This is a genomic window from Pseudomonas sp. FW305-96, from assembly GCF_058783825.1.
On the sequence record NZ_JBYSYW010000001.1, the window covers coordinates 34,193 to 60,118 of the forward strand.

At 65.2% G+C, this 25,926-nt stretch carries 18 protein-coding genes; 8 read left to right on the plus strand and 10 right to left on the minus strand.

Annotation, left to right across the window (positions count from 1 at the left end):
* Window positions 1–4 precede the first annotated feature (4 nt).
* Window positions 5–244 (minus strand): hypothetical protein, encoded by a 240-nt coding sequence (locus tag AC3WL2_RS00200; RefSeq protein WP_102683333.1) that lies wholly within the window; start codon window positions 242–244, stop codon window positions 5–7.
* Between the two features lie 131 nt (window positions 245–375).
* Here AC3WL2_RS00200 and nhaR point away from each other — a divergent pair, with 131 nt between their 5' ends.
* From nhaR to AC3WL2_RS00215, 3 genes are all read left to right on the plus strand, one after another.
* Window positions 376–1,269, plus strand: coding sequence for a transcriptional activator NhaR (gene nhaR / locus AC3WL2_RS00205; protein ID WP_102683334.1), 894 nt, complete (start codon window positions 376–378; stop codon window positions 1,267–1,269).
* A gap of 72 nt (window positions 1,270–1,341) precedes the next feature.
* Complete coding sequence (gene sstT, locus AC3WL2_RS00210; RefSeq protein WP_102683335.1) at window positions 1,342–2,553, plus strand: serine/threonine transporter SstT; 1,212 nt, start codon at window positions 1,342–1,344, stop codon at window positions 2,551–2,553.
* Between the two features lie 124 nt (window positions 2,554–2,677).
* Complete coding sequence (locus tag AC3WL2_RS00215) at window positions 2,678–3,316, plus strand: YceH family protein (RefSeq protein WP_102683336.1); 639 nt, start codon at window positions 2,678–2,680, stop codon at window positions 3,314–3,316.
* A 1-nt stretch (window position 3,317) separates the two neighbouring features.
* Here AC3WL2_RS00215 and AC3WL2_RS00220 read toward each other — a convergent pair whose 3' ends face one another.
* Window positions 3,318–3,509: a hypothetical protein gene (locus AC3WL2_RS00220; RefSeq protein ID WP_023631521.1), complete on the minus strand. Its 192-nt coding sequence runs from the start codon at window positions 3,507–3,509 to the stop codon at window positions 3,318–3,320.
* 167 nt (window positions 3,510–3,676) lie between these two features.
* Between AC3WL2_RS00220 and AC3WL2_RS00225 the strand changes: the two genes are divergently transcribed.
* The 3 genes from AC3WL2_RS00225 (at window position 3,677) to AC3WL2_RS00235 (ending at window position 5,372) form a co-directional block, all read left to right on the plus strand.
* A complete protein-coding gene (locus AC3WL2_RS00225) occupies window positions 3,677–4,141 on the plus strand; it encodes a nuclear transport factor 2 family protein (RefSeq protein WP_046856235.1) in 465 nt (154 codons plus the stop codon).
* A 222-nt stretch (window positions 4,142–4,363) separates the two neighbouring features.
* Complete coding sequence (locus AC3WL2_RS00230) at window positions 4,364–4,642, plus strand: hypothetical protein (RefSeq protein WP_102683337.1); 279 nt, start codon at window positions 4,364–4,366, stop codon at window positions 4,640–4,642.
* Window positions 4,614–5,372, plus strand: a complete 759-nt coding sequence (locus AC3WL2_RS00235) for an ATPase (protein WP_102683338.1) — start codon at window positions 4,614–4,616, stop codon at window positions 5,370–5,372. Before AC3WL2_RS00230 ends, AC3WL2_RS00235 begins: the two co-directional genes overlap by 29 nt.
* A 48-nt stretch (window positions 5,373–5,420) precedes the next feature.
* On the opposite strand, the gene AC3WL2_RS00240 is transcribed toward AC3WL2_RS00235, so the two are convergent.
* The 8 genes from AC3WL2_RS00240 to AC3WL2_RS00275 all read right to left on the minus strand — a co-directional run bounded on the left by AC3WL2_RS00240 (window position 5,421) and on the right by AC3WL2_RS00275 (window position 22,191).
* Window positions 5,421–6,482, minus strand: a complete 1,062-nt coding sequence (locus AC3WL2_RS00240) for an extracellular solute-binding protein (protein WP_102683339.1) — start codon at window positions 6,480–6,482, stop codon at window positions 5,421–5,423.
* A 28-nt stretch (window positions 6,483–6,510) separates the two neighbouring features.
* Window positions 6,511–7,167, minus strand: a complete 657-nt coding sequence (locus tag AC3WL2_RS00245; protein ID WP_102683340.1) for a LysE family translocator — start codon at window positions 7,165–7,167, stop codon at window positions 6,511–6,513.
* A gap of 22 nt (window positions 7,168–7,189) precedes the next feature.
* Window positions 7,190–8,083 carry an amino acid--tRNA ligase-related protein gene (locus tag AC3WL2_RS00250; protein WP_102683341.1) on the minus strand — a complete coding sequence of 298 codons (894 nt, stop codon included), beginning with the start codon at window positions 8,081–8,083 and terminating at the stop codon, window positions 7,190–7,192.
* Between the two features lie 41 nt (window positions 8,084–8,124).
* Window positions 8,125–8,511, minus strand: a complete 387-nt coding sequence (locus tag AC3WL2_RS00255) for a GFA family protein (protein WP_102683342.1) — start codon at window positions 8,509–8,511, stop codon at window positions 8,125–8,127.
* Complete coding sequence (locus tag AC3WL2_RS00260; RefSeq protein WP_102683343.1) at window positions 8,508–9,371, minus strand: DUF3865 domain-containing protein; 864 nt, start codon at window positions 9,369–9,371, stop codon at window positions 8,508–8,510. Before AC3WL2_RS00260 ends, AC3WL2_RS00255 begins: the two co-directional genes overlap by 4 nt.
* A 22-nt stretch (window positions 9,372–9,393) precedes the next feature.
* Complete coding sequence (locus AC3WL2_RS00265; protein ID WP_256582502.1) at window positions 9,394–10,584, minus strand: cupin domain-containing protein; 1,191 nt, start codon at window positions 10,582–10,584, stop codon at window positions 9,394–9,396.
* Between the two features lie 153 nt (window positions 10,585–10,737).
* Window positions 10,738–10,899, minus strand: coding sequence for a hypothetical protein (locus AC3WL2_RS00270; RefSeq protein WP_173862437.1), 162 nt, complete (start codon window positions 10,897–10,899; stop codon window positions 10,738–10,740).
* 465 nt (window positions 10,900–11,364) lie between these two features.
* On the minus strand, window positions 11,365–22,191 hold the full coding sequence (locus AC3WL2_RS00275; RefSeq protein WP_102683346.1) for a peroxidase family protein: 10,827 nt from the start codon (window positions 22,189–22,191) through the stop codon (window positions 11,365–11,367).
* A 653-nt stretch (window positions 22,192–22,844) separates the two neighbouring features.
* On the opposite strand from AC3WL2_RS00275, the gene AC3WL2_RS00280 reads away from it, so the two are divergent.
* Both AC3WL2_RS00280 and AC3WL2_RS00285 read left to right on the plus strand, forming a co-directional pair.
* A complete protein-coding gene (locus AC3WL2_RS00280) occupies window positions 22,845–24,581 on the plus strand; it encodes a type I secretion system permease/ATPase (RefSeq protein WP_102683347.1) in 1,737 nt (578 codons plus the stop codon).
* A gap of 6 nt (window positions 24,582–24,587) precedes the next feature.
* Entirely contained in the window at window positions 24,588–25,925 is a 1,338-nt protein-coding gene (locus AC3WL2_RS00285) for an HlyD family type I secretion periplasmic adaptor subunit (protein ID WP_102683348.1), read from the plus strand.
* Window position 25,926 lies beyond the last annotated feature (1 nt).

Sequence of the window (25,926 nt, forward strand, 5' to 3'; positions counted from 1 at the left end):
GCTCTCAGATGTCCTGGGTGTCTTTCTTGTCGTCTTCGGCCTTGGCTTTCTCGCCATCGCCACCGATGGCGTCGCTCAAGGCCTGCTGGGCGGCGTCATTGGTCTTGTCGATGGCCTGCTTGGCCGTTTCAGCCGCCTGGTCAAGCATCTGCTGGGCGGATTTCTCGGCCTGGTCGCAGCCGGACATGGCAAACAGGGCCAGTGCCAGCACCAGCGGCGTGCCAATGGATTTGAGTTGTAGCATGAGGTCCTCGCTTGTCGAATGCCGGGCGGCGCGTCATGCGCCTGATGGGGTGGCATTCTAGAGGGACTGAAACATCCGGAAAATTCGTATTTTCAGGGTGTATACTTCGATTTTTCCGAATCGAGGCAGGCATGCTCAATTATCGCCAGCTCCACTATTTCTGGGCGGTGGCCAAGACCGGCAGCATCGCCCGCGCCAGCGAACAGCTCAACCTGACGCCGCAGACCATCAGTGGCCAGATCAGCCTGTTCGAGCAGACCTGGAATCTGGAGCTGTTCCAGCGCGTCGGGCGTCAGCTGGAGCTGACCGAGACCGGGCGCCAGGCCCTGGTCTACGCCGAGCAGATGTTCCAGATCGGCGGCGAGCTGGAGGCCATGCTGCGCGCCGGGCCGCAGGAGCAGATCCTGTTTCGCGTGGGGGTGGCCGATGTGGTGCCCAAGTCCATCGTCTATCGCCTGCTGGCACCGACCATGGAGCTGGAGGAGGTATTGCGCATCAATTGCCGCGAGGACAAGCTCGAACGCCTGCTCGCGGACCTGGCGATCCAGCGCCTGGACCTGGTGATTTCCGACAGCCCCATGCCCAGCCACCTGGGCATCAAGGGCTACAGCCAGAAGCTCGGTGAGTGCGGCCTGAGTTTTTTTGCCACTCAGGCATTGGCCGAGCGCCTTGATCGCCCCTTCCCCGCCTGCCTGGACGACGCGCCGCTGTTGATCCCAGGCCAGGAAACCGTGCTGCGCAGCCGCCTGTTGCGCTGGCTGGCCGAGCAGCAGGTACAGCCGCGGATCGTCGGCGAATTCGACGACAGCGCGCTGATGCAGGCCTTCGGCCAATCGGGCAGCGGCATCTTCGTGGCCCCCAGCGTGATCGCCGAGGAGGTCTGCCGCCAGTACGGCGTGCACCTGATCGGCCAGACCGAGGCGGTGAACGAGTCGTTCTACGCCATATCGGTGGAGCGCAAGGTCAAGCACCCGGGGATCCTGGCGATCACCGAAGGCGCGCGGCGGGAGTTGTTTCACTGGTAGGCCCGCGCCTACAGGAGCCAGCGCGGTCTGTGGTAAAGTCGCGCGCTTTCACGTAACTGGATTGCGCTGCACATGACCCCCATCCTCCGCCTCATCAACCGCACCGGCCTGGTGACGCAGATCTGCATCGGCCTGGTGGCCGGCATCGCCCTGGCCCTGCTCGCCCCCGCCGTGGCCCGCGACCTGGGGTTCCTCGGCAAGGTCTTCGTCAGCGCCCTGAAGGCCGTGGCGCCGATCCTGGTGTTCATCCTGGTGATGGCCTCGATCGCCAACCACCGCCATGGCCAGGAAACCCACATCCGCCCGATCCTCTGGCTGTACCTGCTGGGCACCTTCGCCGCCGCGGTGGTGGCCGTGGTGGCCAGCATGCTGTTCCCCTCGAACCTGGTGCTGAGCACCGGCGAGGCCACGCTGAGCGCCCCCGGCGGCATCACCGAGGTAATGCAGAACCTGTTGCTCAGCGCCGTCGACAACCCGATAAACGCACTGCTCAATGCCAACTTCATCGGCGTGCTGACCTGGGCCATAGGCCTGGGCGTGGCCCTGCGCCATGCCGGTGACACCACCCGCACCGTGGTCGAGGACCTGTCCAACGGCGTGACCCTGATCGTGCGCGTGGTGATCCGCTTCGCCCCGCTGGGCATCTTCGGCCTGGTCAGCGCCACCCTGGCGCAGTCGGGGCTGGACGCACTACTCGGCTACCTGCACCTGCTGGCCGTGCTGATGGGCTGCATGCTGTTCGTGGCACTGGTGATGAACCCGTTGATCGTTTACTGGAAGATCCGCCGCAATCCCTACCCGCTGACCCTGCTGTGCCTGCGCGAGAGCGGCATTACAGCATTCTTCACCCGCAGCTCGGCGGCCAACATCCCGGTCAATCTGGCGCTGTCGGAGAAACTCGGCCTGCACGAGGACACCTATTCGGTGTCGATCCCGCTGGGCGCGACCATCAACATGGCCGGTGCGGCAACCACCATCACCGTGCTCACCCTGGCCGCCGTGCACACTCTGGGCATCCCGGTCGACCTGCCGACCGCGGTGCTGCTCAGTGTGGTGGCCGCGGTCTGCGCCTGCGGCGCCTCGGGCGTGGCCGGTGGCTCGCTGCTGCTGATCCCGCTGGCCTGCAGCCTGTTCGGCATCCCCAGCGAGATCGCCATGCAGGTGGTGGCGGTCGGCTTCATCATCGGCGTGCTGCAGGATTCGGCCGAGACCGCGCTGAACTCCTCGACCGACGTACTGTTCACCGCCGCGGCCTGCCAGGCCATGGAGCGGCCCAGCACCTGAAGCCCCAGCCGTGCCAGCTCCCATGCCACAGGGGAGCTGGCTTGGCCGGCGACGCCAGCGGTGATTGCTTAAGCCCGGCGCTTTACCTAGGCTAGTGGCCTTTTCCTCGCAATGAGACAGGGCCATGTCAGAACACGAAACCACCCGCGAAGGCCGTTTCAACAGCATCGAGATCCGCGTGCTCGGTTCACTGATCGAGAAACAGGCCACCAGCCCGGAAACCTACCCCCTGACCCTCAATGCCCTGGTCCTGGCCTGCAACCAGAAGACCAGCCGTGAACCGGTGATGAACCTCTCCCCCGGCCAGGTCGGTCAGGCCCTGCGCGCCCTGGAGAACCAGGAAATGGCCCGCCTGCAGATGGGCAGCCGCGCCGACCGTTGGGAACAGCGGGTGGACAAGGGCCTGGAGCTGGTGCCGGCGCAGCTTGTGCTGATGGGCTTGATGTTCCTGCGAGGCCCACAGACCCTCAGCGAACTGCTGACCCGCAGCAACCGCCTGCATGAATTCGAGGATGTCGATCAGGTCCAGCACCAGCTCGAGCGCCTGGTCTCGCGGGGCCTGGCCTTGCACCTGCCACGCCAGGCCGGCCAGCGCGAAGACCGCTACACCCACGCCCTGGGCGACCCGGCCGAGATCGAGGCGATCCTCGCTGCCCGCCAGCAGGAAGGCGGCACGCGCGCCAGCGCGGCGGACGAGCGCATCGAGGCGCTGGAAGCACGGGTGGCGGCGCTGGAGGCGCGCCTGGCCCAGCTCGAAGGCTGACTCAGGGCTTTTCGGCGTCGGGGAAGTTACGGCAACTCTTGCGTTCGGCCAGCTCCCGCTCACTGGGTCGCTGGTCGACGAATACAGTACGGCCGTCGGCGTAGATTTCCAGGTAGCCCCAGTGCAGGTCCTGCTCGGTCTGCCCGGGCTTGGGCGGGACGAGCCACCAGGGTTCGCGGCTGATCAGGGTCATGGCGGGCTCCAGCGAATGTCTGGGGTAACTATAGACAGGCGTGCCAGGCGAGGATTGTTCCTCCAAGAGCAATTATGAAGTGCCCAGGGCACCGATTCTCCCCGCCAGCCGACCGGACTACTCTCGGTTCTGCAAACCAAGCTCACCGACCTTGAGGATTGACCACGATGTCCCGCCCACCACTGCCCCCGTTCACCCGTGAAACCGCCATCGAGAAAGTCCGCCTTGCCGAAGACGGCTGGAACAGCCGCGACGCCGCCAAGGTGGCCCTGGCCTACACCACCGACACCCACTGGCGCAATCGCGCCGAGTTCTGCAGCAGCCGCGAAGAGGCCCAGGCCTTCCTCACCCGCAAGTGGAACCGCGAGCTTGAATACCGCCTGATCAAGGAGCTCTGGGCCTTCACCGACAACCGCATTGCCGTGCGCTACGCCTATGAGTACCGCGACGACAGCGGCCAGTGGTACCGCGCCTACGGCAACGAGAACTGGGAGTTCGCCGAGGACGGCCTGATGCGCAATCGCCACGCCAGCATCAACGAACAACCCATCAGCGAAGCCGAGCGCAAGTTCCGCTGGCCACTGGGGCGCCGTCCGGACGATCACCCGGGCCTGAGCGACTTCGGCTTCTGAAGACCGACACCGGATCAGCGGGGCCGCTCCACGGCCCCGTTTCAGGTTTGGGAAACAGACTACGCGGTCTGGGGAAACAGTGAGCACAGCGCTGTGCCAGACTTTGCGGCGAATCCACTTCAGGACAGCCCTATGACCCTCCTTGATGCCTTTTTACAGCGTCGACGCTATGATGCCTCCCATGTGCGCAAGCGGTTTCGCATTGCGCGGAGGTGTCCAGCGATGGCAGCAAAAGCGAAGAAGGTCTCCGAACGGGACCTCGATACCCTTGAACAACAGATTCCCCTGCACGCCAGCGAGGCCACGCATTCGGCCTACCTGCGTGCCCTGCAGGCCAGCCAGCGCGGCGTGCTGTGTGTCGATGACGGTGAACTGGTGCGCGTCGCGGCCGATGGTGCCCGAACCGTTCTGGCCAAGGCCAGCCCCCGGCGCAAGGTCCGTGTCGGCGAAATGATCAGTGTGCGCAGGGTCGATGACCAGACGGCCGGCGGGCGTGCCTAGGCTGCGTGTTTTTGCGGGCCCCAACGGCTCGGGCAAGAGCACCATCAAGGCCAGCCTGCCTGCGGCGCTGACACGCTTTTTCGTCAATGCCGACGAACTCGAGCAAGAGGCAAAGGACAGCGGCTTCATCGACCTCGTCCCGTTCGGTATCCAGGCCACTCTGGCCGAACTGCTGACCTTCCATCTCGATCATCATCTGATTGCATCCCGGCAACTGGCCATGCACGCCCGGCAGCTGCAACTGCTCGACAACCGGATCGACTACCGTGCAGTGCCAGTGAACTCGTACTTCGCCTCGGTAATCGCCGACTTCATCCGCCAGCGTCTGCTGGAGGCGAAGCAGAGTTTCACCTTCGAAAGCGTCATGTCGCACCCAAGCAAGATCGAATTCATGCGCCTGGCACAAGCCCAGGGCTATCGCACCTACCTCTATTTCGTCTCGACCGAAAACCCGCGGATCAATATCGAGCGGGTCGCCATTCGCGTGCGGGCTGGCGGCCATCCCGTCAGGGACGATCTGGTGCGCAGCCGTTACGAGCGCTCCCTCGACCTGCTCCCGGAGGCCATCGCCGCCAGCCATCGTGCCTATGTGTTCGACAACTCCGGGCAGAGCGCGGTGTGGCTGGCAGAAATCACCGATGGCGTGCAACTGGAGTACCGCAATGAAGATATACCCGACTGGTTCTTCGAGGCCTACGTGGATGAAGTGGAGCAACCGGCGGACGTATAGTGATGTTGGCGGGCAAGGCGGATTGTTTCGTCGAGCAGTACGCTGATCTCACCGCAGCGCAGCGCTTGCCGGCCAGCGCTGCAACTCTTCCCACAGGCTGGCGTAGCGCGCCTGTACCGCAGGCGGGCAGGCCAAGGTGAACTCGGCGTTGTCCAGCACCGCCTGAGGGATATTCAGTTCGGGCGCTGTCTTCAGGTGCTCGGGCAGAAAAGCATCGGCGCCTTCGATGCCTGTGGCATAGCCGTGAAACGTCGAATTGAGCGCGGCATTGCGCGGCTCGAGCACAAAGTCCATGAACAACCGCGCGTTCTCCGCATTGCGCGCCTGCGCCAGCAGTACCAGGCTGTCGCTGAACACCTGTGTCCCCTCGCGCGGCAGGCCAAAATGGATGTGGGCATTGGCCAGGCGCTGGCGCAGGGCCGCGCCGTTCCAGTCGATGCTTGCCTGGAAATGCCCGCTGGCCATCATTGCCACGCTGCCGTAGTCCAGCGCCTTCCAGGCCGGCCTCGCCTTGAGCAAGGTCGTCCGCACCTTGGCCATCAGCACGGGATCGGCCTCGCACATGCGCCCGCCATGCAGGCGCACCGCGGCGTAGATCACTTCGTTGAGGTCGGCGCCGATATTGATGGTGCCGACCAAGGCCGTCGGTGGGTCCAGGACCACCGACCAGGTATCGATATCGCCGCTGTAGCGGTCGGCATGCACCGTCACACCCACCACACCCCAGGCCCATGGCAGAGAATGCTCGCGCCGTGGGTCGAATGGCGGATCGGCCCAGGCGGCCTGAACATGCCGGAAGTTGGCCAGGCTAGCCGCCTCGCTTGGCCGCAGCAGGCGCGCCTCGCGCCAGGCGGGCAGAAAGTTGCTGGCGACCACCGCCAGGTCCGCCTCTATCTTGCCCTCGCGCAACTCGGCCAGCGCCGCTTCACTGGTGCGGTACTCGATCAGCCGCACCTTGATGCCGTGGGTCTGCTCGAACCTGGCCAACAACTCAGGGCTGGTGTAACTCTCCCAGTTGTACAGCGTCAGGCTACCGGCAGCACTGGCCAGTCCGGTCAGCAGCAGGTTGCACACACCAGCCAGCAGGCCAGTGCACAGTGTGTTGAACATGGTGAGCTTCCTTAGCGGGGTTCATGGGTCAGGCCATGGGCAGCAGGATGCGGCCCAGCGCCACCTGCTCGGCGCGCTCGTCCGTCCCGTCCAGCGTGGAGTAGGCGATCGAGGCAGAAAACAGCATCAGCATCACCGAGGCTGTGCGCAGGAAAGTGCCAGCATGCATAGACCAGGCGCTGCGCAAGGTCAGCAGGTGGCCGATACAGGTCCACAGGCTGCCGATCGGGACCAGCACCAGCAGGAACACCCCCATGAACCAGGCAAACTGCTGCACCGACTGGAACGCCGACAGCGGAAAGACGCTACTGGCGAACAGAAAGGCCTTGGGGTTGAGCAAGGTCGCCAGGAACACCTCGAGACGCCCCGCGCTGCGTCGCTCCGCCACCAGGCGCGCCGCGCCACATCGCCATAGCTTGATCGCCAGCCACAGCAGGTACAGCGCGCACAGCCATTTCATGCCACTCAGCAGCCAGGGCCGGTCTGCCGCAACCACCAGCAGGACACTGCCCCAGGCCAGTATCGACAGGCCATAGCCTGCCGCCTCCGCACCGACCAGGGGCAAGGCGCGGCGCAGGCCGACCTGCAGGCCAGCCGAGAACAGCAAGGTATTGGTAGGCCCCGGCACCACCAGGATCAGCGCGGCAAGCAGCGCCATGGGTAACAGTTGTTCGAGCGGCGGCATCGCAAGTCCTCGCTGAACAGCCCTAGGGCGCGGTGAAAGGTAGTGAGGTACGCAGCGGCTCGACACTGTCCAGCCCCAACCCCATGCGACACAAGCGCTCGATCCCGACACCGAAACCGGCGCTGCGTGACGGTACGCTGCCGTCGCGCATCAAGGCGCACATGATCGCGTCCTCAGGGCCGAAACTGGCCAGGTGACGGGCCTGGGCCTCGAAGCGGTCCGGGTCGTCCTCGTCGGTATAGCCATGGACCACTTCCACGCAATCGATGAGTATCTCGAAACGCTCGACGATCGCGCCAGCGCCGTCACGCCGCCTGGCACGCACCTCCGGCAACAGCGGGAAGTCGGTCACCACCATGCAGCAGCCACGCGACAAAGGCTCGATCTGCTCGGTGATGTAGCGGTCGATCAACCACAGCGGCGAGATATCCGGCTCGTCATACAGCTGGCGGAAAGTTCGCACCAGCGCATCCCCGGCCGCCGGATCGGCGAACAGGTCGATACCCAGGTCATCACGCAGGTGGCTGGCGAACGAGAGCACCTGGATCGGCCCCGGATAGAAGGCTTGCACCAGCCGGCAAGCCAGGTCCAGCATTTCACCAAGGCTGGCATCCTGGCGATAGAGATCGAGCATGGTGAACTCGGGCAGGTGGGTGGCATCCAGCGCATCCGGCCGGAAGCACGCCGCCAGTTCGTAGACCGCCGGCGCGTATTGCAGGTTGCAACGCAAGGCAAAGGCCGAGGATTCCCGCAGCCAGCGACCATCGCTCAACTGCAGGCGAGGACGGTCGGCATCACCGGGATAACGCCGCAGGATGGGGGTCATGATCTCGAGGTAGCCTGCGCTGTCGAGCATCTGGCGGATACGCCGCAGCATCAGCGCCTTGTAGAGCACCGGATGGGTGTCGGGGGACATGCACACTCCTTGTGGCGGGCCGCGCACGGCCCGCAGTCAGCTCAGGGTTGGGGGTCGATCTTCCACCAGCGTGGACGGGACGATGTGAACGAGTGGGAGGTCGGGCGCAGCGCCTTGTCGCCCTTGGCGTCAAAGCAGCCCAGCAACAGGCCCACGGTGGGCGCGTCGTCGATGGCGCCGATGCTGCTGCCGCACGTGGGGCAGAACGCCCGGCTCGAGTGCTCCGAAGAGCGGTACAGGGCCGGCATGCCACCCTCTCCCACCCACTCCACGGCGTCCTTGTCGTACTCCACCCAGCACAGCGTCAAGCTGCCCGAGTGGCGTTGGCACATGCTGCACGAACAGGTATGCGGAAAACGCGGCACGCCAGTGGCGATGAAGCGGATGCGGCCGCACAGGCAGCCGCCTTTGTAGACGGTGGTTTTCATCGGGCTACCGGCTCCTTGCCATCGCGTGCCGCGTCGACCATGGCACTGAGTTCCACCCACTGGTCGACGAAGGGGTTGAGCATCTGCAGGAAGCCGTCGATCACCTGCGGCTGGAGGAAGCCGAACAGCGGAGCCTGGCGAATGAAATGGGCAATGCCGTCCTGATGCCCCTGCTCCACCGCCACCTTGCCGTTGGCTGCGGCATGCTCTTCATCCAGGTGCATGCGGTAATAATCGTGCAACCGGGGGAGATCGTCGCCGCAGCCACGCCCCAGCACTACCCCGAGCCGGTCGGTGATGGCCTGCAGCAGGCGGGTCTCGGCGATAGCCACCGCCTCGGTGGCGTAGTACATGCCAAGGATGGTCGAGGGGCAGTGCGACCACGCCAGCACGTCGATCAACGAAACCAGGCTGCGGGTGGAGGCCGCCCTGGGCATCCAGCCGTTGACACGCAGACCAAGGTCGGCGATCAACGCCCCACTGAACACCACATAGTGTGCCGGCAGCTTGCCGCGCTCGCCGCCCTCCTCCAGGTAGTTGCGCGTCAGTTCCTGGGCCAGCTCCGGACAGAAGCCGCGCACCGTGTCGGCCGCCCGCAACAGCAAGGTCGAATTGTAGCGGGCGAACACCGACAGTTCGCCGATGTACAGGCGCGCCTCGTCCGCACTCAGTTGCAACGGGCCGACCCGCTGCCAGATCTGCTGGTAGACACGGGCAATCAATGGGTCGAAATGTTCGCTGATAAGGCTTTGCCCGGTGATGACTGCATGGCCTTGGCCAATCGCTTGCTCGAACACCTGGCGGGTGGCGCTTGCCTGGTCGAGGTCATCATCCACCAGGCTGGGAAAGTCTCGGTACATGCTCAACGCTCCTTGTTCATGTTCAGAACGCTTCCAGGCAGCCGGTGCGCGAGAGCACCTGGCCGACCACACGCTGCTGCTCGGTAAGCACCTGCAGGGCATCATGGTTGTTCAGTTGCTCCAGCCATGCCCCATGGCTGCCGTCAGGGTCGTCCAGCACCACGCTGCGCGCGGCAGCGAAGACCCGCCGCTGTCCAACAGCACAACCTAACGCCGCCTGCTGACTGATGCGGAACGGTTCGCGCAACCGAACATGCTGCCCTATCGTGAGCGCCAGCGGCTCGTGCAATGCGCGTTCCTCGCGCACCTGCGCCGAGATGGCCCGCGGCAGCTCCCAACCACCATTGCTGACCAGGCGATGCCAGTGATAGCCGAGGTACTCCGGCAGCGCACCGTCGCTCCAGCGCCGCAATGTATCGTCGAGCAGTTGCCCGAGCGGTAACAGCAGCGGGTTGCGACTGCCGAATGGCAGCAGTGCCGAAATGCCTTCCTGATCGAACGGCAGGCTTTGCTCACTGAGGTCGGGGATCACCCGGCGAGCGAGAAACCGGGTCAGCGGATAGGTATAGAACGGCAGCGCCACCGACACGGAATACTGGTCCTGCCGGCCAATGTGATAGACCGAGGCAGGCAGATACAACACGTCACCAGGCTTGAGCACGAACAGCTTGCCGGTCTTGAGCAACGCCTCGTAGGCGCCGGCATCGGCAAAGGTCGGTGCACGCCCTCCGGCGAGGGCCAGGTATTCTTCACGGGTCCAGCAATAGAAGTCCTTCACCCCGGGGCCGAGGTGGCAAAGGAAGGCATGCTCGAAGCCTTCATGGATACCGAAGGCCGTGCCGGCATAGTTGCCACAGAATGCGGCCTGTTCCACGCCGCCAATCGGCATGCCGCGGAACTCGAAGAACGAGCGGATGAAGCGACCGAAGTCTGCCGCCAGTTGCGGGCTGATTTGTTCAAGGTTGTTGATCACCAGGCTGAAGCGTTGCTTGCCGGTGAGGCGCTGCATGAAGGCGACCAGCGACTCGTTGTCGAGGCGAGGCTGCTCATGGGCCTGGTCGATAAGTTCATCCCGGCGTGCTTCGCCATCATAGACCCGAATACGGCAGTCGGTACTTTCGCGCAAAGTCTGCTCGGCCAGGGCATAAAACGCTTGCTCTACTGTTTGCGGCCCGGCAAAGCCTTCACTCAATGGCAGGACCGATTCAAACAAGTAAGGCGCCCGCCCGTTTGCGGTCTTCTGGTCAAAACCATCCCACAACTTTACGTCAAACATAGACAGACATTCCCTTGCGCCAATGAATAACAACGTTACGGTTGCATAAGCCGGTCACCGGCGGTTCCCGGTGGCCGGCTCTGGCAGCAATCAGGCGTCAGGACGCACGCCTGCCTTCATCGCGTCTGGCCGAACACCAGCCTTCATGGCATCCGGCCGCTCCCCGGCCTTGAGCGCATCCGGACGAACACCGGCTTTCAGGGCATCAGGGCGTACACCAGCTTTCATCATGTCCATTTCGAAAGTCATCATGCATGTTCCTTCTTGATGATTGGCAAACTAAGGTTGCCCGCACGCACAGGTACAACACTGGCCCCGGCAAAACTTGGAAGTTGCATCCAGTTCCACCACGCCAACTTGCTCAGGCCATTTGTTTTTGTACTTGCTGGTACAGACAGTGGTTTCAAACACGCTGTCGAAGTGGGGTTCGGCGGCGTCGGAGAAAAACTACCTTTTGCGTAGGAAATTACCAGAGCGGAAAGTGTTTCGACTTGTTTTAAAGTGCTCAACACATTGATTCAGCATTGAAAAAAGTCAAAAAAAGATAAAAGTCGACAGGGCATCGGCAGGTGTCGAAGATGAGCGTTGCAGGTCTGTTCCAGGGTTTGTACGCAAAGCCGCTCGGGCACTTTTCGTATAAACCCTGAAACGCGCCTGCTGTCACGGGCATGGCTGGTCTTGCAGGAGCAGGCATGCCTGTGATGTGACACACCATCTTCAGGACGTCAGGATAAAGTCCGCCGCCGTCACGCTGGTCGCATCCCCCACCCCAACCAGGCGGATGGAGTCAGGCCCACCGAAACTCACCAGCGTATCGGCACCCACATCGGCAATGCTGACACTGACGGCAAAGGTCGCCGCGGTAATGCTCAGTGCCGTGATATCCAGCCGGTCCTGGCCGCCTGCCGGGGCGGCGTCGAAACCGAACACCTGATCGGTGCCGAAGCCCGCCGCGAACTGGAAGATATCGTTGCCGTCGTTGGCGACCAGCGTGTCGTTGCCAGCCCCGCCACTGACGATGTCGTCACCGGCACCGCCATCGACGAAGTCATTGCCGTTGCCACCCTGCACCACATCGTTGCCGCCCCCACCCAGTACCGTGTCGTCGCCATCGCCACCGGCCAGCACATCGATGCCGACACCACCGTCGAGGTTGTCGTTGCCGGCCCCGGCCTGCAGCGTATCGTTGCCGACGCCGCCATTGAGCGTGTCGCTGCCGTCACCGCCGTCGAGGCTGTCATCACCACCAGCACCGTTGAGGCTGTCCGCGCCAAGGCCACCGATCAACTGGTCGTTGCCGGCATCGCCATTGAGCGTGTCGTTGCCCGCGTTGCCGATGAGGGTGTCGTTACCACCGTCGCCCGTGAGCGTATCGTTGCCGACACCGCCGGTGATGACGTTGTTCAGCCCGTTGCCGGTGCCGACGAAATTGCCGACGCCGGTGAAGGTCAGGTTCTCGACGTTGGCACCCAGGCTGTAGCTGGCCAGCGCGGTCAGCACGGTGTCGGTGCCACCACCGCCTGCCTCGACCACCACATCCGAGGCTGAGTCGACAATGTAGGTGTCGTTGCCGGCACCGCCTACCATTCGGTCACCACCTGCCCCGCCATCGAGCCGGTCGTTGCCGGCAGCACCCGTGAGGGTGTTGGCCAGTGCGTTGCCGGTGCCGGTAAAGTTGCCGCTACTGGTGTAGGTGAGGTTCTCGACATTGGCGCCCAGTTGGTAGCTGAGCAGGCTGGTCTGCACCAGGTCGGTGCCGCCACCGGCCACCTCGATGACACTGTCGCCGGCATTGTCGACCACGAAGGTGTCGTTGCCGAGGCCGCCGTCCATGGCATCCGCGCCAAGGCCACCGTTGAGGGTGTCGTTGCCGTCCTCACCGAACAGGAAGTCATCGTCGTCGCCGCCGTTGAGGATGTCGTTGCCCACCCCGCCGAACAGCTGGTCGACGGCCCCCAGGCCATTGAGCGTGTCGTTGCCGCCCAGGCCACGCAGCACATCGTTGCCGACGCCACCGGTGAGCGTGTTCGCCGCATTGGTACCCACCAGCGTGACGCCACTCAGCAGGCGCACCGCGTTGGTCGCCGCGGAGGTCACCGTCTCCTGGGCGCCGAAGCCGTCGGTGTAGCGCACGATCACCCGCAGTTGCTGGTTGCCCTGGGCGAAGCCCGGGGTGTAGCTGGCTGCGGTGGCGCCGGCGATGTTGACGAAGTTGCCAGCCACGCCCTGCTGCCACTGGAAGCTGAAGGCCCCCAGCCCGTCGAGGTCGGCGATGCCGGCGGTCGACGCAGTCAGCAGTTGCCCCTGGTCCGGCGTGGTGTCGCTGATCAGCACCGCGCCGGTCGGCGCGTCGTTGACGTTGGCCACCGGGCCGAGGATGTCGCTGGCGGCGCGCTCGGCCACGCCGAAGGTGTCCACGTAGCCCACCTGCACCCGCACATGCTGGCCGACCTGGGGCTGGCCGAGGGTGAAGGTGCTGGCGGTGGCTCCGGCGATATCCACCCAACCCCCACCGTTGTTCATCTGCCACTGGAAGGTGAACGGCGCGCCGCCGATGCCGTCGGCGTCGACGATGGTCGCCGGGTTGGCGCTCAGCACCTGGTTCTGCACCAGCAGCCCGGCCACGGCGGGCCCGCTGCTGGGCGCGCTGTTGGTCGAGGAGTCGACGATTTCCAAGGTGCCCTTGGCGTCCTGGTACACCGCCCGCACACGGATGTTGAGGCCGGCGACATCGTCCGCCACTCGATAGGTGCTGCCGGTCGCCCGCGACGCTTCGCCGGCGGCGACGAAGGTGATGTCCTCATACACGCCCGTGCCGGGGATGCTCTCGACCTGCCAGTAGTAAGCCACCGGCCCGTTCAGCGCACCGCTCGGGTTGGCCGCGCCCTGGTTGTCGGCATCGTGCACCGCCAGGTTGCTGACCCGCAGCAGTTGGCCCGCGACCGGCGTGTCGTCGCGCAGACCGCTGGCATCGTCGACAATTGCCAGGTGACCGGTCGGGCCGTTGTTGACGGCGCTACCCACGCCCGAGGCCTGGGCACCGTCGGCGAACTGCAGGCGCTCGATACCGGTCAGGCGATCGACGCCGTCGCGTCCGACCACCGTGTCGGTGACGATCACGGTGTTGCCCTCGACGACGATGCGGTAGTCGGTGGCGATGCCGGAGAACAGCGCGGTATCGTACTGGTCGGTACCGCTGAGGATCTCCCGCACGATCACCAGCTGTCCGGGGTTGTAGGTGCCCTTGAGCATCAGCGGCACCATCGGCTCCATGCTGTCGAACGAAGCGATTTCCGCCCCGCTGCCGTCGTTGTTGGCGCGCACGCTGATGCGCACGTTCAGCCACTTGTCGCCATCGAGGATGTCGTCGCCGCCACGCCCTTCGATCAGGTCGCTGCCACTGCCGCCGAGGATGATGTTGCCGCCATCGTAGAAGGTCGCGCCGGCGGGCAGCAGCCCGGCAAGGCCGTTGATCAGGCTGATGTTGGTGAGCACGCTGCCGGTGGCCCCGGCAGTCGGCAGCGAGGTGGCGTCCTCGTTGTCGCCGCGCAGGAAGTCGCCATGCGCCGAGCCCGACAGGCCTTCCATGATGTCGAAGCGCACCAGCGCCGAAGCCCCCGAGCCCGGAACCGGCGGCACATCGAAGAAGCGGTCGCTGTAGTCGATGCTCACGCCTTGGGCCAGGCCCTTGAAGGTTGCCCAGTCATAGCCCGAGCCGCCGATATAGCGGTCGCCGAAGCCGAGGCTGCCGACCATGATGTCGTCGCCGCCCTCGCCGTTGAACTTGTCGTTCTCGTTGCCGCCAACGAACACGTCGTTGCCGATCACCGGATCGTTGCCGAGGGGGTCGAAGTTGTCGCCGGGGGCGCCGTCCGAGGTGCCCTTCTCGATCCAGTCGTCGCCTTCGTTGCCCATGTCCTGCTCGTTGGCCTTGCTGCCGAGGATGAAGTCGTTGCCCTGGCCGCCGATGGCTTCGGAGGCATCCTCGCCGGTGACGATGAAGTCGTTGCCGAAGCCGCCGATGATCAGGTTGACGCCATTGCCGCCATGCAGCACATCGTTGCCGTCGCCGCCTTGGATGTTATCGTCGCCGCCCATGTCGCTGATGATGTCGTCGCCAGCGCCACCGCGCAGCTGGTCGTTGCCATAGCCCCCTTCGATACGGTCGTTGCCGCCATCGCCCCAGACCGTGTCATCGCCTTCGCTGGAGACGAGGATGTCGTCGCCCTGGGTGCCACCCAGCACAATGTGCTGGTCACCGGCATAGCGGATGTAGTTGCTGTCGGGACCATCGGTCAGCGGGCTGTCGCGGAACACCACCTGCTGGCCGTTTTCCCCCAGCGGGTCGGCGTTGCCCAAGCCATCGTTGTACTGCTTGCCGCGGTCCAGTTCCAGGTAGAAACCAGGGTCGGAGAACACCAGCCCCGGCAGGTGGGTGGCCGAGGTGTTGGCCATGATCAGCTTGGCGAACGAGTTGCTCTCAAGCTCCGCGTTCATCGACAAGCCGGCGGTGCGCTCCAGGTAGTAGAAGCGGTCGCCGTCCTGCAGTTTCTCCAGCTGGTTCTCGAACACGAAGTTGAAGGTACTGCCGAGCATGCCGCCGAACGGCGTCTTGGCCTCGGCCAGGCCGCCGATCCACAGGTCGATGGCATCGACGCCGGTCACCGTCACACCCTTGAGGTCATCGGCGGTGCCCATCACCCCATCCTTGCCCGCCAGGGTCACGTTGGCCCAGGTACCGCTGCCGTTGAGGAAGTCCAGGCGGTCGCTCGGCGCGCCGGCGCCGCCGAGCACCAGGGCCAGCGCCGCGGCACGCTTGTCGTCCAGGGTATGGGCCGAAGTGATGCTGCCGTGGGTGCCATAGGCCGCGATGAAGTTGATCAGCGATTCCGGATGCTTCAAGTGCTGCACCAGGTCGACCCAGCTGGTATAGGGTTTGAGCTGGGTGTCGCCGGTCTGCCCGAAGATGTCGCGGCGCACGGCGTTGAGCGAGGGGATGCCGACATCGCGGCCCCGGACGATGTTGATCGCGGGCAGGTCCAGTGGCAGGCCGAGCAGGTTGTTGCGCAGCGCCTCGGTGACGAACTCGTCGATCTCGTTGCCGGCCTGGCGGGTCACCCCACGTACGATGGCGCTGGTCGCCTCCTCCGGTGTCACACCGCTGGCGGCATACGCCAACGGGTTGAGGAACGCCGCGATCAGGCCTATCTGCTGCTCAGGGTTGGCGCTGGCCGGGTCACCGATGACCTTGAAGTCGATGTCGAAACGGTCGACTGTTTCGGTCAGCATCGAGTGACCGAAGCGGTACACGGTGTGCGCGAACTCGGCGACGATCGAGGCATCGAGGTCGACGTCGTAGACCTGGGTCGGGGCGAAGAACAGGTCGACGCGCGGCTGGATTGTGCGGGCGAACTCCTCGAACACCAGGTGCTGGTACTGCATCTCGGTGCCGAACTTGGCCGCCTGGAACAACCGCTCGCCGTTCCACACCAGCGCATCGATCTCGGCCTGGTTGACTGGCAAGGTGCTGACCGGGGTTAGCAGCCACTCGTTGAGGAAGGCCAGGTCGCCCGAGTCGAGCACGGTGTCCTGGGTCTGCGCCACCAGTCGGTTGTGCTCGGCGTGGAAGATCGCATGCACGGCGGTCAGACCGATGTTCTCGTTGACCCGGCCATCCCCGGCGATGTAGTGCGCGTCCAGCAGTTCGTTGTCGTAGGCCAGGTTGGCGCCGGTATGCGGGTTGACCGGGACGGCGTTGCCGGTGGCAGCGTCGGCGTCGGGGGCCAGCACTCCACCGGTGAGCACTGGCACGGCATTGTGGGCGATATCGGCAAGGAACTGGTGGCCGGTGCGCACGGCGTTGGTCAGGTCGATCGGCGCCAGCGGGTTGCCTTCGACCAGCACGTCGTCAGCAGTGCCGCCCAGGCCGTCGGCGCCCTTCATCACCACCATCGGATAGCCATGCGGCCCTTTGATGAAGTTGCCATAGGCGTCGGTGGCCAACAGCGGCACATTGTCGACGTCGGCGTCGGTCAGGCGGAGGCCGAGAACATCGTTGGCCTGGGCCTTGACCACCTTCCAGGTGGCCATGCCACCGATCTCGCTGTCATCGCCGGTACCGAACTTGCCGTCGGCGCCCAGGTCACGATTGGTGATCAGCCGGCCGGTGGCGATTGGGCCACTGGCGGTGAGCTGGTAGCCGCGCAGGAACACCTGGTGCGAGGGGTGCGAGCTGTAGGTCTGGTTCTGGTCCACGAACGGTGTGGTGGTGTTGCTGTGCTCATGGATGTCATCGGCGTTGCCGAGGATACCGTCCGGCCCTGGCAGGTTGGTGGCTCGGGTCAGCACCATGAAGTTGGCGGCGCCGCCTGGCACGTACAACGGATCGTCCGGCTGCAGGGGGATGAAGATGGTCCCTGAACCGCCCTTGGTGACCAGGTCCAGGCCGTGGTCGAAGAACTGGCCGAAGAAGGTCATCCAGGCGTTGAACGGCGCCGACAGCCCGGCATCCGCCGAGGTGTTCTCGAACAGGAAGACATCATGGTCGTCGCTGGTGCCGAACTGGCCGTCCATGCCCGGGCTGGCGACCACCCGCACACCGTCCTTGAGCTGGTCGTCGTTGCCGGGGGTGCCGAAGTCCAGCACGCCGTTGGCGCCGGGGTCGTAGGCGCTGGCGTAGGCCGCCGGGTTGTTCGAGGTCTGGTCGACGATCAGGTTGCTGATGGTGCGTGGCTGCGAGTCGAACACGTAGCCGCTGGTCTGCTGGTAGGACGAGCCGGGAATGGCCGGCGAACCCGGACCGAAGAACCCGGCGGGCGCGCCCTCGGCAGCGTTGAACACGGGGTCGGTCAGGCGCGGGAAGACATGGTCGGCGGCGCCATAGCCAGTGTGGTCGTGGCCATTGAGGTTCATCAGGTTGTTGTTCGAGCCATCGACCGCACGCAGGCCCAGGGGCGCGCGGATGTTGGGGATCAACGAGAGGATGTCCTGCCCGGCGGCGTCCGCCTCGGCGATCTTGATCTGGGCCAGGATGAAGTTGAGGTCGGAGCGGACCATGTGCAGGCCATCGCCCCCCGCGCTGGCATCGACCACCGGCGTCGGCGTGGTCGGCACAACGGGAGCGCCGGCCTCGACCACGCTGGTGGGCGCGCTGAACAGCACCTCGGTGGTGCCATGTCCGTCCTGGTAGATCGCCTTGACCCGCAGCGACAGCCCGGCCAGGTCCGGCGACACCTTGAACGCGGTGCCATCGGCGCTCTGGAACGCCAGGTCGCCGGCCGGCAGCAGGATGATGTCCTGGAACACGCCGCTGCCGGGATCGGCCTCGAACTGCCAGTAGTAGGACACCGAGGCATTGGCCAGGGTGCCCAGCGGGTTGCCCGCCGTGACATTGTCGCCGTCACGCACGCCAGCCATGCTCACGCTGAGGATATCGCCGACGGTGATCGCACCACCGTTGCCGTCGCTGAGGCTCGGGCTGCCGGTCGGCTGCGCGTTCAGCCCCGGCACCAGCACGCGCTGGGCATCGGCGAACTGCAGGCGCTCGATATGCAGCAGGGTATCGGTGCCGTCTCGCCCGGCCACGGTGTCGGCCACGGTCCACACATCATCTGCCAGGTCGGCGGTGCCACGGGTATCCTGGGTCACCACATACTCGGTCTGCACCCCGGAGAAGACCGCGGTGTCGAAGGCGGCGCCGCCGGTCGAGGTGCCGGGCAGAATCTCGCGGATGGCCTTGAGCTGGCCCGGGTTGTAGGTGCGATCGAGCATGAACGGGATCATCTCGACCATGCTGTCGAAGCTGGCGATCTCGGGGCCGGTGTGGTTGACGTCGTCCGGGGCATACACCGCGATGCGCACGTTGAGCCATTTGTCGCCGTCGATCAGGTCGTCACCGCCACGGCCTTCGATCAAGTCGCTGCCATTGCCGCCCAGCAGAATGTTGCCGGTGGCAAAGCCGGTAGTCGGCAGCCCGGCGTCGGCGAGGAACTGCGCCAACCCGCGGATCAGCGCAACATTGCTCAGAGCACTGCCCGTCGTGCCGCCATGGTTGAGGATGGTCACCGCATCGACGTCATCGCCCTTGAGCACGTCGGCGAAGCGCGAACCGGACAGGCCCTCGACCTCGGCGAAGCGGTCGAGAATCGACGCCGGCGAGGCGCCGACCGGGTTGAACACCCCGGTGTTCTGGTTCGGCGCGTTGCCATGGGGCTGCGCCAGCGCGGCCAGGCTCAGGTCGGCGGTGACGCCGACCTGGTCGTTCTTGTAGGTGACCCAGTCGAAGCCGGACATGCCGTCCATCTTGTCCTGGGCATCGCTGCCGACGAAGATATCGTCGCCGCCCTCACCGATCATTTCATCGAAGCCGCCGCCACCGACAAAGATGTCGTTGCCCACCACTTCATCGGTGAGCAGCGGCGCAAAGTTATCGCCCGGCGCGCCGTCTTGGGTGCCCTTCTCGATCCAGTCGTCGCCCTCGTTGCCGGTGGGCGGCAGGTTGGTCTTGGCGCCAAGGATGAAGTCGTCTCCCTGGCCGCCGAAGGTGGTGCTGATGTCTTCGGTGGTGATGATGAAGTCCTGGCCATCGCCCCCCAGGATCAGGTTGCCGGCGGCGAGCATGCTGCCGGCCACGATCACGTCGTTGCCAGCGTTGCCCTCCAGGCGGTTGTCGCCGAACGCATCGGTGATGATGTCGTCGCCTGCGCCACCGAGCACGGCATCGTTGCCGGCGCCACCTTCGAGGTAGTCGTTGCCGCCGTCGCCATACAGCGTGTCATCACCTTCGCCGGAGATGATGATGTCGTCGCCCGCAGTGCCGCCGAGCACCACATGGTCCTCGCCGGTGTAGTGCAGGTAGTTGCCATCCGGCCCCACGGTGTCGGGGTTGTCGCGAATGACCAGCGGCACGACCTCCACGCCGTTGATCTCGATTCCTCCGGTGGGGTCGGCGCGACCGTTGCCGCCCAGCCCGGTGAACTGGTTGGCCTGGTTGACCTCGAGGGTGAAGGTCGGCGTCAGGAACACGGTGTTGGACAGGTGGGTGACATCCGAGTTGGCCATGATCAGCTTGGCGAACGAGTTGTTTTCCAGCTCCGCGCCGAAGTTCAGCCCGGCGGTGCGCGCCAGGTAGTAGAAGCGGTCGCCGTTCTGCAGGGCCTCCAGCTGGGTCTCGAAGACGAAGTTGAAGGACGAGCCGAGCATGCCGCCGAAAGGCATCTTCTGTTCGGCCAGGCCGCCGACCCAGAAGTCGATGGCGTCGACCCCGGTCACCGTCACCCCGGTCAGGTCGTCCGCGGTGCCCAGCACGCCGTCCTTGCCTGCCTTGGTCACGTTGGCCCAGGCACCGGTACCGTTGAGGAAGTCCAGCCGGTCGGAAGGCGCGCCGCTGCCGCCCAGCACCAGGGCCAGCGCTGCGGCGCGCTTGTCGACCAGGGTGGTCGCCGAGGTGATCGAGGCGTGAGTGCCATAGGCGGCGATGAAGTTGACCAGCGACGCCGGGTGCTTGAGGTGGTCGGCAAAGTCGACCCAACTGATATAGGGCTTGAGCTGGCTGTCGCCGGTCATCGCGTAGAACTCGCGCCGCGCCTCGTTGAGCGAGGGGATACCGGTATCACGACCACGCGCCAGGTTCAGTGCCGGTAGGTCCAGGGGAAGGCCGAGCAGGTTGTTGCGCAGTGCCTCGGTGACGAACTCGTCGATCTCGTTGCCGAGCTGGCGGGTCACGCCGCGGATGATCGCCCCGGCCGCTTCATCAGCGGTGGCACCACTGCCGGCGAACGCCAGCGGGTTGAGGAAGGCGGCGATCAGGCCCAGTTGCTGGTCCGGGTTGTCCGGGTCGCTGAGAATCGGGTTGAACGCCGGATCGAAGCGGTCGACGGTCTCGGTCAGCATCGAGTGGCCGAAGCGGTACACCACATGGGCGAACTCGGCGAGAATCGCCGGGTTGATCGAGGTGTCGTAGCCGTTGGGCGCGAGGAACTCGTCGATCTGCGGCTGGATGGTACGGGCGAACTCCTCGAACACCAGATGCTGGTACTGCATCTCGGTACCGAACTTGGCGGCCTGGAACAGGCGCTCGCCGTTCCACACCAACGCGGCCACCTCGGCGGGCGTAGCGGGCAGTGCGACCACGTCGATGGCCAGCCACTCGTTGAGAAACGCCAGGTCGCCAGAGGCAAGCACAGTGTCCTTGGTCTGCTGGACCAGGCGGTTGTGCTCGGAGTGGAACACGTGGTGCACGGCGGTCAGGCCGATGTTCTCGTTGACCCGGCCGTCACCGGCGATGTAGTGGGCGTCAAGCAGCTCGTTGTCGTAGCTCAGGTTGTTGCCACCCGGGCCCATGGGCTGGGCATTGCCCACGGTAGTATCGGCATCGGCCTGCAATACCCCGCCGACCAGCACCGGCTCGGCGTTGTGGGCGATGTCGTCGAGGAAGCCGTGACCGGTGCTCACGGCATTGGCCAGGCTGATGGGCGCGGCGCGGTTGCCTTCGACCAGCTGGGTGATGTCGTCGGCGGTCCCGGCAATGCCGTCGGCACCATTGCCCACGCGGATCACCACCTGCGGCATGCCGTTGGGCCCGCGCAGGAAGTTGCCGTAGGCGTCGGTGGCCAGCAGCGGCACCCGATGCACGTCGGCGTCGGTCAGGTTGATGCCGAGGATGTCGCGGGCCTGGGCCTTGACCACGGCCCAGGTAGCCATGCCGCCGTTCTCGGCATTGCCATCGTCGCTGGTGCCGAACTTGCCATCGGCGCCCAGGTCGCGATTGGTGATCAAACGCCCGGTCGCCACCGGATGGCCGCTCGCGTCGAGGGCGTACTCGCGCAGGAACACCTGGTGCGAGGGGTGCGAACTATAGGTTTGACTCTGGTCGACAAAGGGCGAGGTGGTATTGGGCTGGCCATCGTCGGCGGTACCCAGCACGCCATCGGCACCGACCGTGCGCACGGCGCGCGGCAGCACCATGAAGTTGGTCGGGCTGTTGGCCACGTACAGCGGGTCGTCCGGTTGCAGCGGGATGAACACCATCTGGCTGCTGCTCTTGGTGACCAGGTCCAGGCCGTGGTCGAAGAACTGGCCGAAGAAGGTCATCCAGGCGTTGAAGCCGGCGGTCAGGCCAGCGTCCGGCGACTGGTTGGGGATGAAGAACACTTCTTTGTCGTCAGCGGTGCCGAACACCCCGTCGATGCCGGGGCTGAGCACCGGGGCGGCGCCACCGTTGGCATCGACCGCGGCCGGGTTGTTGGCGGTCTGGTCAACGATCAGGTTGCTGATGGTACGCGGCTGGCTGTCGCTCACCGTGCCGGTGCCGGCATAGGCCGCCCGGTACTGGGCATCCATCAGGCGCAGGAAGGCGTTGTCGGCGGCGCCAAACTCGCTTTGCCCGGCCACCAGGTTGTTGTAGCTGCCGTCGACGGTGCGCAGGCCGAACGGCACCTGGCTGTTGGGCAGCAGGTCGATGAGGCTGGCGCCGTTGGCATGGGCCTCGGCGATGAAGATCTGCTGGAGGATGAATTGCAGGTCGGACTTGCTGAAATTGGCCATGTTGGCTGACCTCGATCTGTCGGGCGGCGGGCAGGCGCAGGCGCTCGCCACGCCCGGTCATTGGCGTGCACGGTTATGCGGTTCGATTGTTAGTGGCGAACACGGGCGCAGCCCGCCGAGCGGGATGCGAACCTGGAATTCGCGGGGTTCAGGGCTCGCCGACGATCAGGCGCGGCGCACCCGGACCCTGGGGTGGGCCATGGTTTCGCGAGTGGGAGGGGAACTTCCTGTAGAGCCCATTCACTCGGTACAAGAACAGGAAACGAGTCATGTTCTGCTCCTACAGGAATGTCGACGGAGGATTCGCGGAGGGGTCGGGGCGACAGCAGGCCTGCGGCGAAAGTTCCCACGAACTGATTAAGACTAAAGTTGCGCCGCAAAATCTTGTCAATATTTCGTCAGCAAAAAAACCTTGCCACCGATAATGGTTATCAACCCACTGTTTTTAATAGGAACTTGAAGGAATCCATAGAGCAAAAAGATATTACAAGATGTTTCTGATGCACCTACTCTGCTGCTTGTGGGCTGCTTGCACTGTATTCGGAAAACGCGCCAAAAGAGCGACCAACCTTTCTGCAAACCAGCAACCACGAGGTTTCTAGCCCGACCGCCGCAACGGCGGGCGGCTTTTGCGCAGAGGGAGGCTCCCCCCGATGACCAGGCATCCAGGTACCCGCTCCGAGCTGGCCGAGGCACTGTTTCATTTGCGACGCAGTTTCTATGCCCTGGCGGTGTTCAGTGGGGTGATAAACGTCATGATGTTGACACCTGCGGTGTACATGCTGCAGGTGTACGACCGCGCGCTGGTCAGCCGCAACCTCACCACCCTGGGCATGCTGACGGTGCTGGTGACGGGCCTGTTCCTGCTGATGAGCGCTCTGGAGTTGCTGCGCAGCCGGGTACTGGTGCGGGTTGGCAACCGCCTGGACATGGCGCTGAACCGGCGCCTGTTCAGCGCCGCCTTCGAGCGCAACCTCAGCCGTGCCGGTGGCAGCCCCGGCCAGGCTCTGCAGGACCTGGCACAGGTGCGCCAGTTCCTCACCGGCAATGGCCTGTTCGCCTTCTTCGACGCCCCCTGGACGCCGATCTACCTGCTGGTCGCCTACCTGATCCACCCGTTGCTGGGGCTGGTCACGCTGGTTGGATCGCTGATCCTCGCGGCCCTGGCCTGGCTCACCGAGAAAGCCACCAAGCAGCCGCTGTCCGAAGCCAACCACGCCGCCCTCGCCTGCGCCCACTACGCCAACAACAACCTGCGCAATGCCGAAGTGATCGAGGCCATGGGCATGCTGCCGTCGATCAGCCAGCGCTGGTTCCAGAGCCACCTGCGCATCCTGCAGATGCAGACCCTGGCCTCCGACCGCGCCGCTGTCATCGGCAGCATCGGGCGCTTCGTGCGTATCACCTTGCAGTCGTTGATCCTCGGCACCGGCGCCCTGCTGGCCATCGAAGGCAAGATCACCCCCGGCATGATGATCGCCTGCTCGATCCTCACCGGCCGTGCGCTGGGGCCGGTGGAACAGGTGATCGCCGCGTGGAAACCGCTGCTCGGCTGCCGTCTGGCCTGGAGCCGCCTCAACGGCCTGCTGCAAGACTACCCGCAGCGCCCGCCGAGCATGTCACTGCAACGGCCCGTGGGCATGCTCGCCGTGGAAAACGTCTACGCCGGGGCGCCCGGCACCAGCAACACCATCCTGCGCGGGGTCAGCCTGAGCCTGTTGCCGGGCGAAAGCCTCGGCGTCATCGGCCCCTCGGCCTCAGGCAAGTCGACCCTGGCCCGGCTGCTGGTCGGGGTATGGCCGGCCCAGGCCGGCAAGGTGCGCCTGGACGGCGCCGACATCTTCACCTGGAACAAGCGCGAACTGGGCCCCTGGCTCGGCTACCTGCCCCAGGACGTGGAGCTGTTCGAAGGCAGCATCGCCGACAACATCGCCCGCTTTGGCGAGGTGGACAGCGACGCGGTCATCCGCGCCGCCAGAAGCGCCGGCGTGCACGACATGATCCTGCGCTTCGCGCAGGGCTACGACACCCGCCTGGACAGCGACGGCAGCCCGCTGTCCGGTGGCCAGAAGCAGCGCATCGCCCTGGCCCGCGCCTTGTACGGCGAACCCAACCTGATCGTGCTGGATGAACCGAACGCCAACCTTGACGACGTCGGCGAAAAAGCCCTGGTCGACGCCCTGGCCGAGCTCAAGGGCCGCGGCGCGACCGTGGTACTGATCTCACACCGCCCCAACGTGCTCTGCGCCGTCGACAAGGTACTGATGCTGCGCGATGGCGGCGTGCAGATGTTCGGCAGCCGCGACGAAGTGTTCGCCGCCCTGCGCACGGCCAGCGTCATCCCCGCTGGCACCGCGACCCCACTGGCCGCCGTCAAGGCAAGGGAGTGACCGATCATGTCCACCACCGCGCATACCGAACTGCTTGCCGCCAACACCGAGCTGCTCGACCTGGACGTTGGCAAACCCGTGCGCTGGGGCCTGTGGCTGGTGCTCGCCGGCTTCGGCGGCTTTCTCCTGTGGGCCTGGCTGGCGCCGCTGGACGCCGGCGTGGTCGCCACCGGCACGGTCAAGGTCACCAGCAACCGCAAGGCCGTGCAGCACCTGAGCGGCGGCACCGTGGAAGCGATTCTCGTGCACGAAGGCGAGCGGGTCGGCAAAGGCCAGCCGCTGGTGCGCCTGGATGCCCTGCATGCCGTGGCCGAACATGGCGCGGTCAGCGCCCAGTACATCGTCAGCAAGACCGTGGAGAACCGCCTGGAAGCCGAGAGAGATGGGCGCGACACGGTCATCTTCGCCCCCGAACTGCTCAGGCAATACGCAGGTGACCCGCGCCTGCTGGCGGCCATGGACCTGCAACAGCGCCTGCTCGATACGCGCCGCGCGGGGCTCGCCGGGGAGATCAGCATCCTCGAGGAAAACCTCGCCGCTTCGGCGGTGCAGCTCAAGGGCCTGCAGCAGGTGCACGGCGCCCGCGCCTCGCAGATCGGCTTCCTCGGCCAGGAGCTGCAAGGCACACGCATGCTCGCGGCCGAAGGCTACGTGCCGCGCAACCGCTTGCTGGAGCTCGAGCGCAGCAATGCCGACCTCTCCGCCGGCCAGGCGGAGAACCTCAACAACATCGCCCGGGTGCGCAGCCAGGTCACCGAGCTCAAGCTGCGCGTCCTGCAACGTCGCCACGACTACCTCAAGGAAGTGCAGTCGCAGCTGACCGACACCGCCAAGGAGAGCACCACCCTGGCCGACCGCTTGCGCGCCCTGGACGACGAGGTGACTCACACGGTCATCCGCGCGCCCATCGACGGCATGGTCCAGGCCCTGGGCATCGCCACCGTTGGCGGGGTGGTGCAGCCCGGCGCGCGGATCATGGAGGTGGTCCCGCTCGACGAACCGCTGCAGGTCGATGCGATGATCCCGGTGCAGGCCATCGACAAGATGACCCCGGGGCTGGCCGTGGACATCGCCTTCCCCGCCTTCAACCACGCCAGCACGCCGAACATTCCCGGGCGCGTGCTGACCGTCTCCGCCGACCGCCTGCTCGACGAAGAGAGCAAGCAGCCGTTCTACCTGGCCCAGGTGGAGGTCACGGCCGATGGCATGGCCTTGCTCGGCAGCAACCATATCCGCCCCGGCATGCCCGCCACCGTCACCATCAAGACTGGCGAGCGCAACCTGCTGAGCTACCTGCTCAAACCCCTGCTCGAACGCGTCGACGCCGCGTTCAAGGAGCAATGAG

Excerpts from the sequence above, each read along its gene's own strand:
- AC3WL2_RS00270 (WP_173862437.1), bottom strand. The coding sequence starts at position 10,899 with ATGATGACTTTCGAAATGGACATGATGAAAGCTGGTGTACGCCCTGAT.
- AC3WL2_RS00285 (WP_102683348.1), top strand. The coding sequence starts at position 24,588 with ATGTCCACCACCGCGCATACCGAACTGCTTGCCGCCAACACCGAGCTG.
- sstT (WP_102683335.1), top strand. The coding sequence starts at position 1,342 with ATGACCCCCATCCTCCGCCTCATCAACCGCACCGGCCTGGTGACGCAG.
- AC3WL2_RS00240 (WP_102683339.1), bottom strand. The coding sequence starts at position 6,482 with ATGTTCAACACACTGTGCACTGGCCTGCTGGCTGGTGTGTGCAACCTG.
- AC3WL2_RS00215 (WP_102683336.1), top strand. The coding sequence starts at position 2,678 with ATGTCAGAACACGAAACCACCCGCGAAGGCCGTTTCAACAGCATCGAG.
- nhaR (WP_102683334.1), top strand. The coding sequence starts at position 376 with ATGCTCAATTATCGCCAGCTCCACTATTTCTGGGCGGTGGCCAAGACC.
- AC3WL2_RS00280 (WP_102683347.1), top strand. The coding sequence starts at position 22,845 with ATGACCAGGCATCCAGGTACCCGCTCCGAGCTGGCCGAGGCACTGTTT.
- AC3WL2_RS00235 (WP_102683338.1), top strand. The coding sequence starts at position 4,614 with ATGACCAGACGGCCGGCGGGCGTGCCTAGGCTGCGTGTTTTTGCGGGC.
- AC3WL2_RS00245 (WP_102683340.1), bottom strand. The coding sequence starts at position 7,167 with ATGCCGCCGCTCGAACAACTGTTACCCATGGCGCTGCTTGCCGCGCTG.
- AC3WL2_RS00200 (WP_102683333.1), bottom strand. The coding sequence starts at position 244 with ATGCTACAACTCAAATCCATTGGCACGCCGCTGGTGCTGGCACTGGCC.
- AC3WL2_RS00225 (WP_046856235.1), top strand. The coding sequence starts at position 3,677 with ATGTCCCGCCCACCACTGCCCCCGTTCACCCGTGAAACCGCCATCGAG.
- AC3WL2_RS00255 (WP_102683342.1), bottom strand. The coding sequence starts at position 8,511 with ATGAAAACCACCGTCTACAAAGGCGGCTGCCTGTGCGGCCGCATCCGC.
- AC3WL2_RS00275 (WP_102683346.1), bottom strand. The coding sequence starts at position 22,191 with ATGGCCAATTTCAGCAAGTCCGACCTGCAATTCATCCTCCAGCAGATC.
- AC3WL2_RS00220 (WP_023631521.1), bottom strand. The coding sequence starts at position 3,509 with ATGACCCTGATCAGCCGCGAACCCTGGTGGCTCGTCCCGCCCAAGCCC.
- AC3WL2_RS00230 (WP_102683337.1), top strand. The coding sequence starts at position 4,364 with ATGGCAGCAAAAGCGAAGAAGGTCTCCGAACGGGACCTCGATACCCTT.
- AC3WL2_RS00250 (WP_102683341.1), bottom strand. The coding sequence starts at position 8,083 with ATGTCCCCCGACACCCATCCGGTGCTCTACAAGGCGCTGATGCTGCGG.
- AC3WL2_RS00260 (WP_102683343.1), bottom strand. The coding sequence starts at position 9,371 with ATGTACCGAGACTTTCCCAGCCTGGTGGATGATGACCTCGACCAGGCA.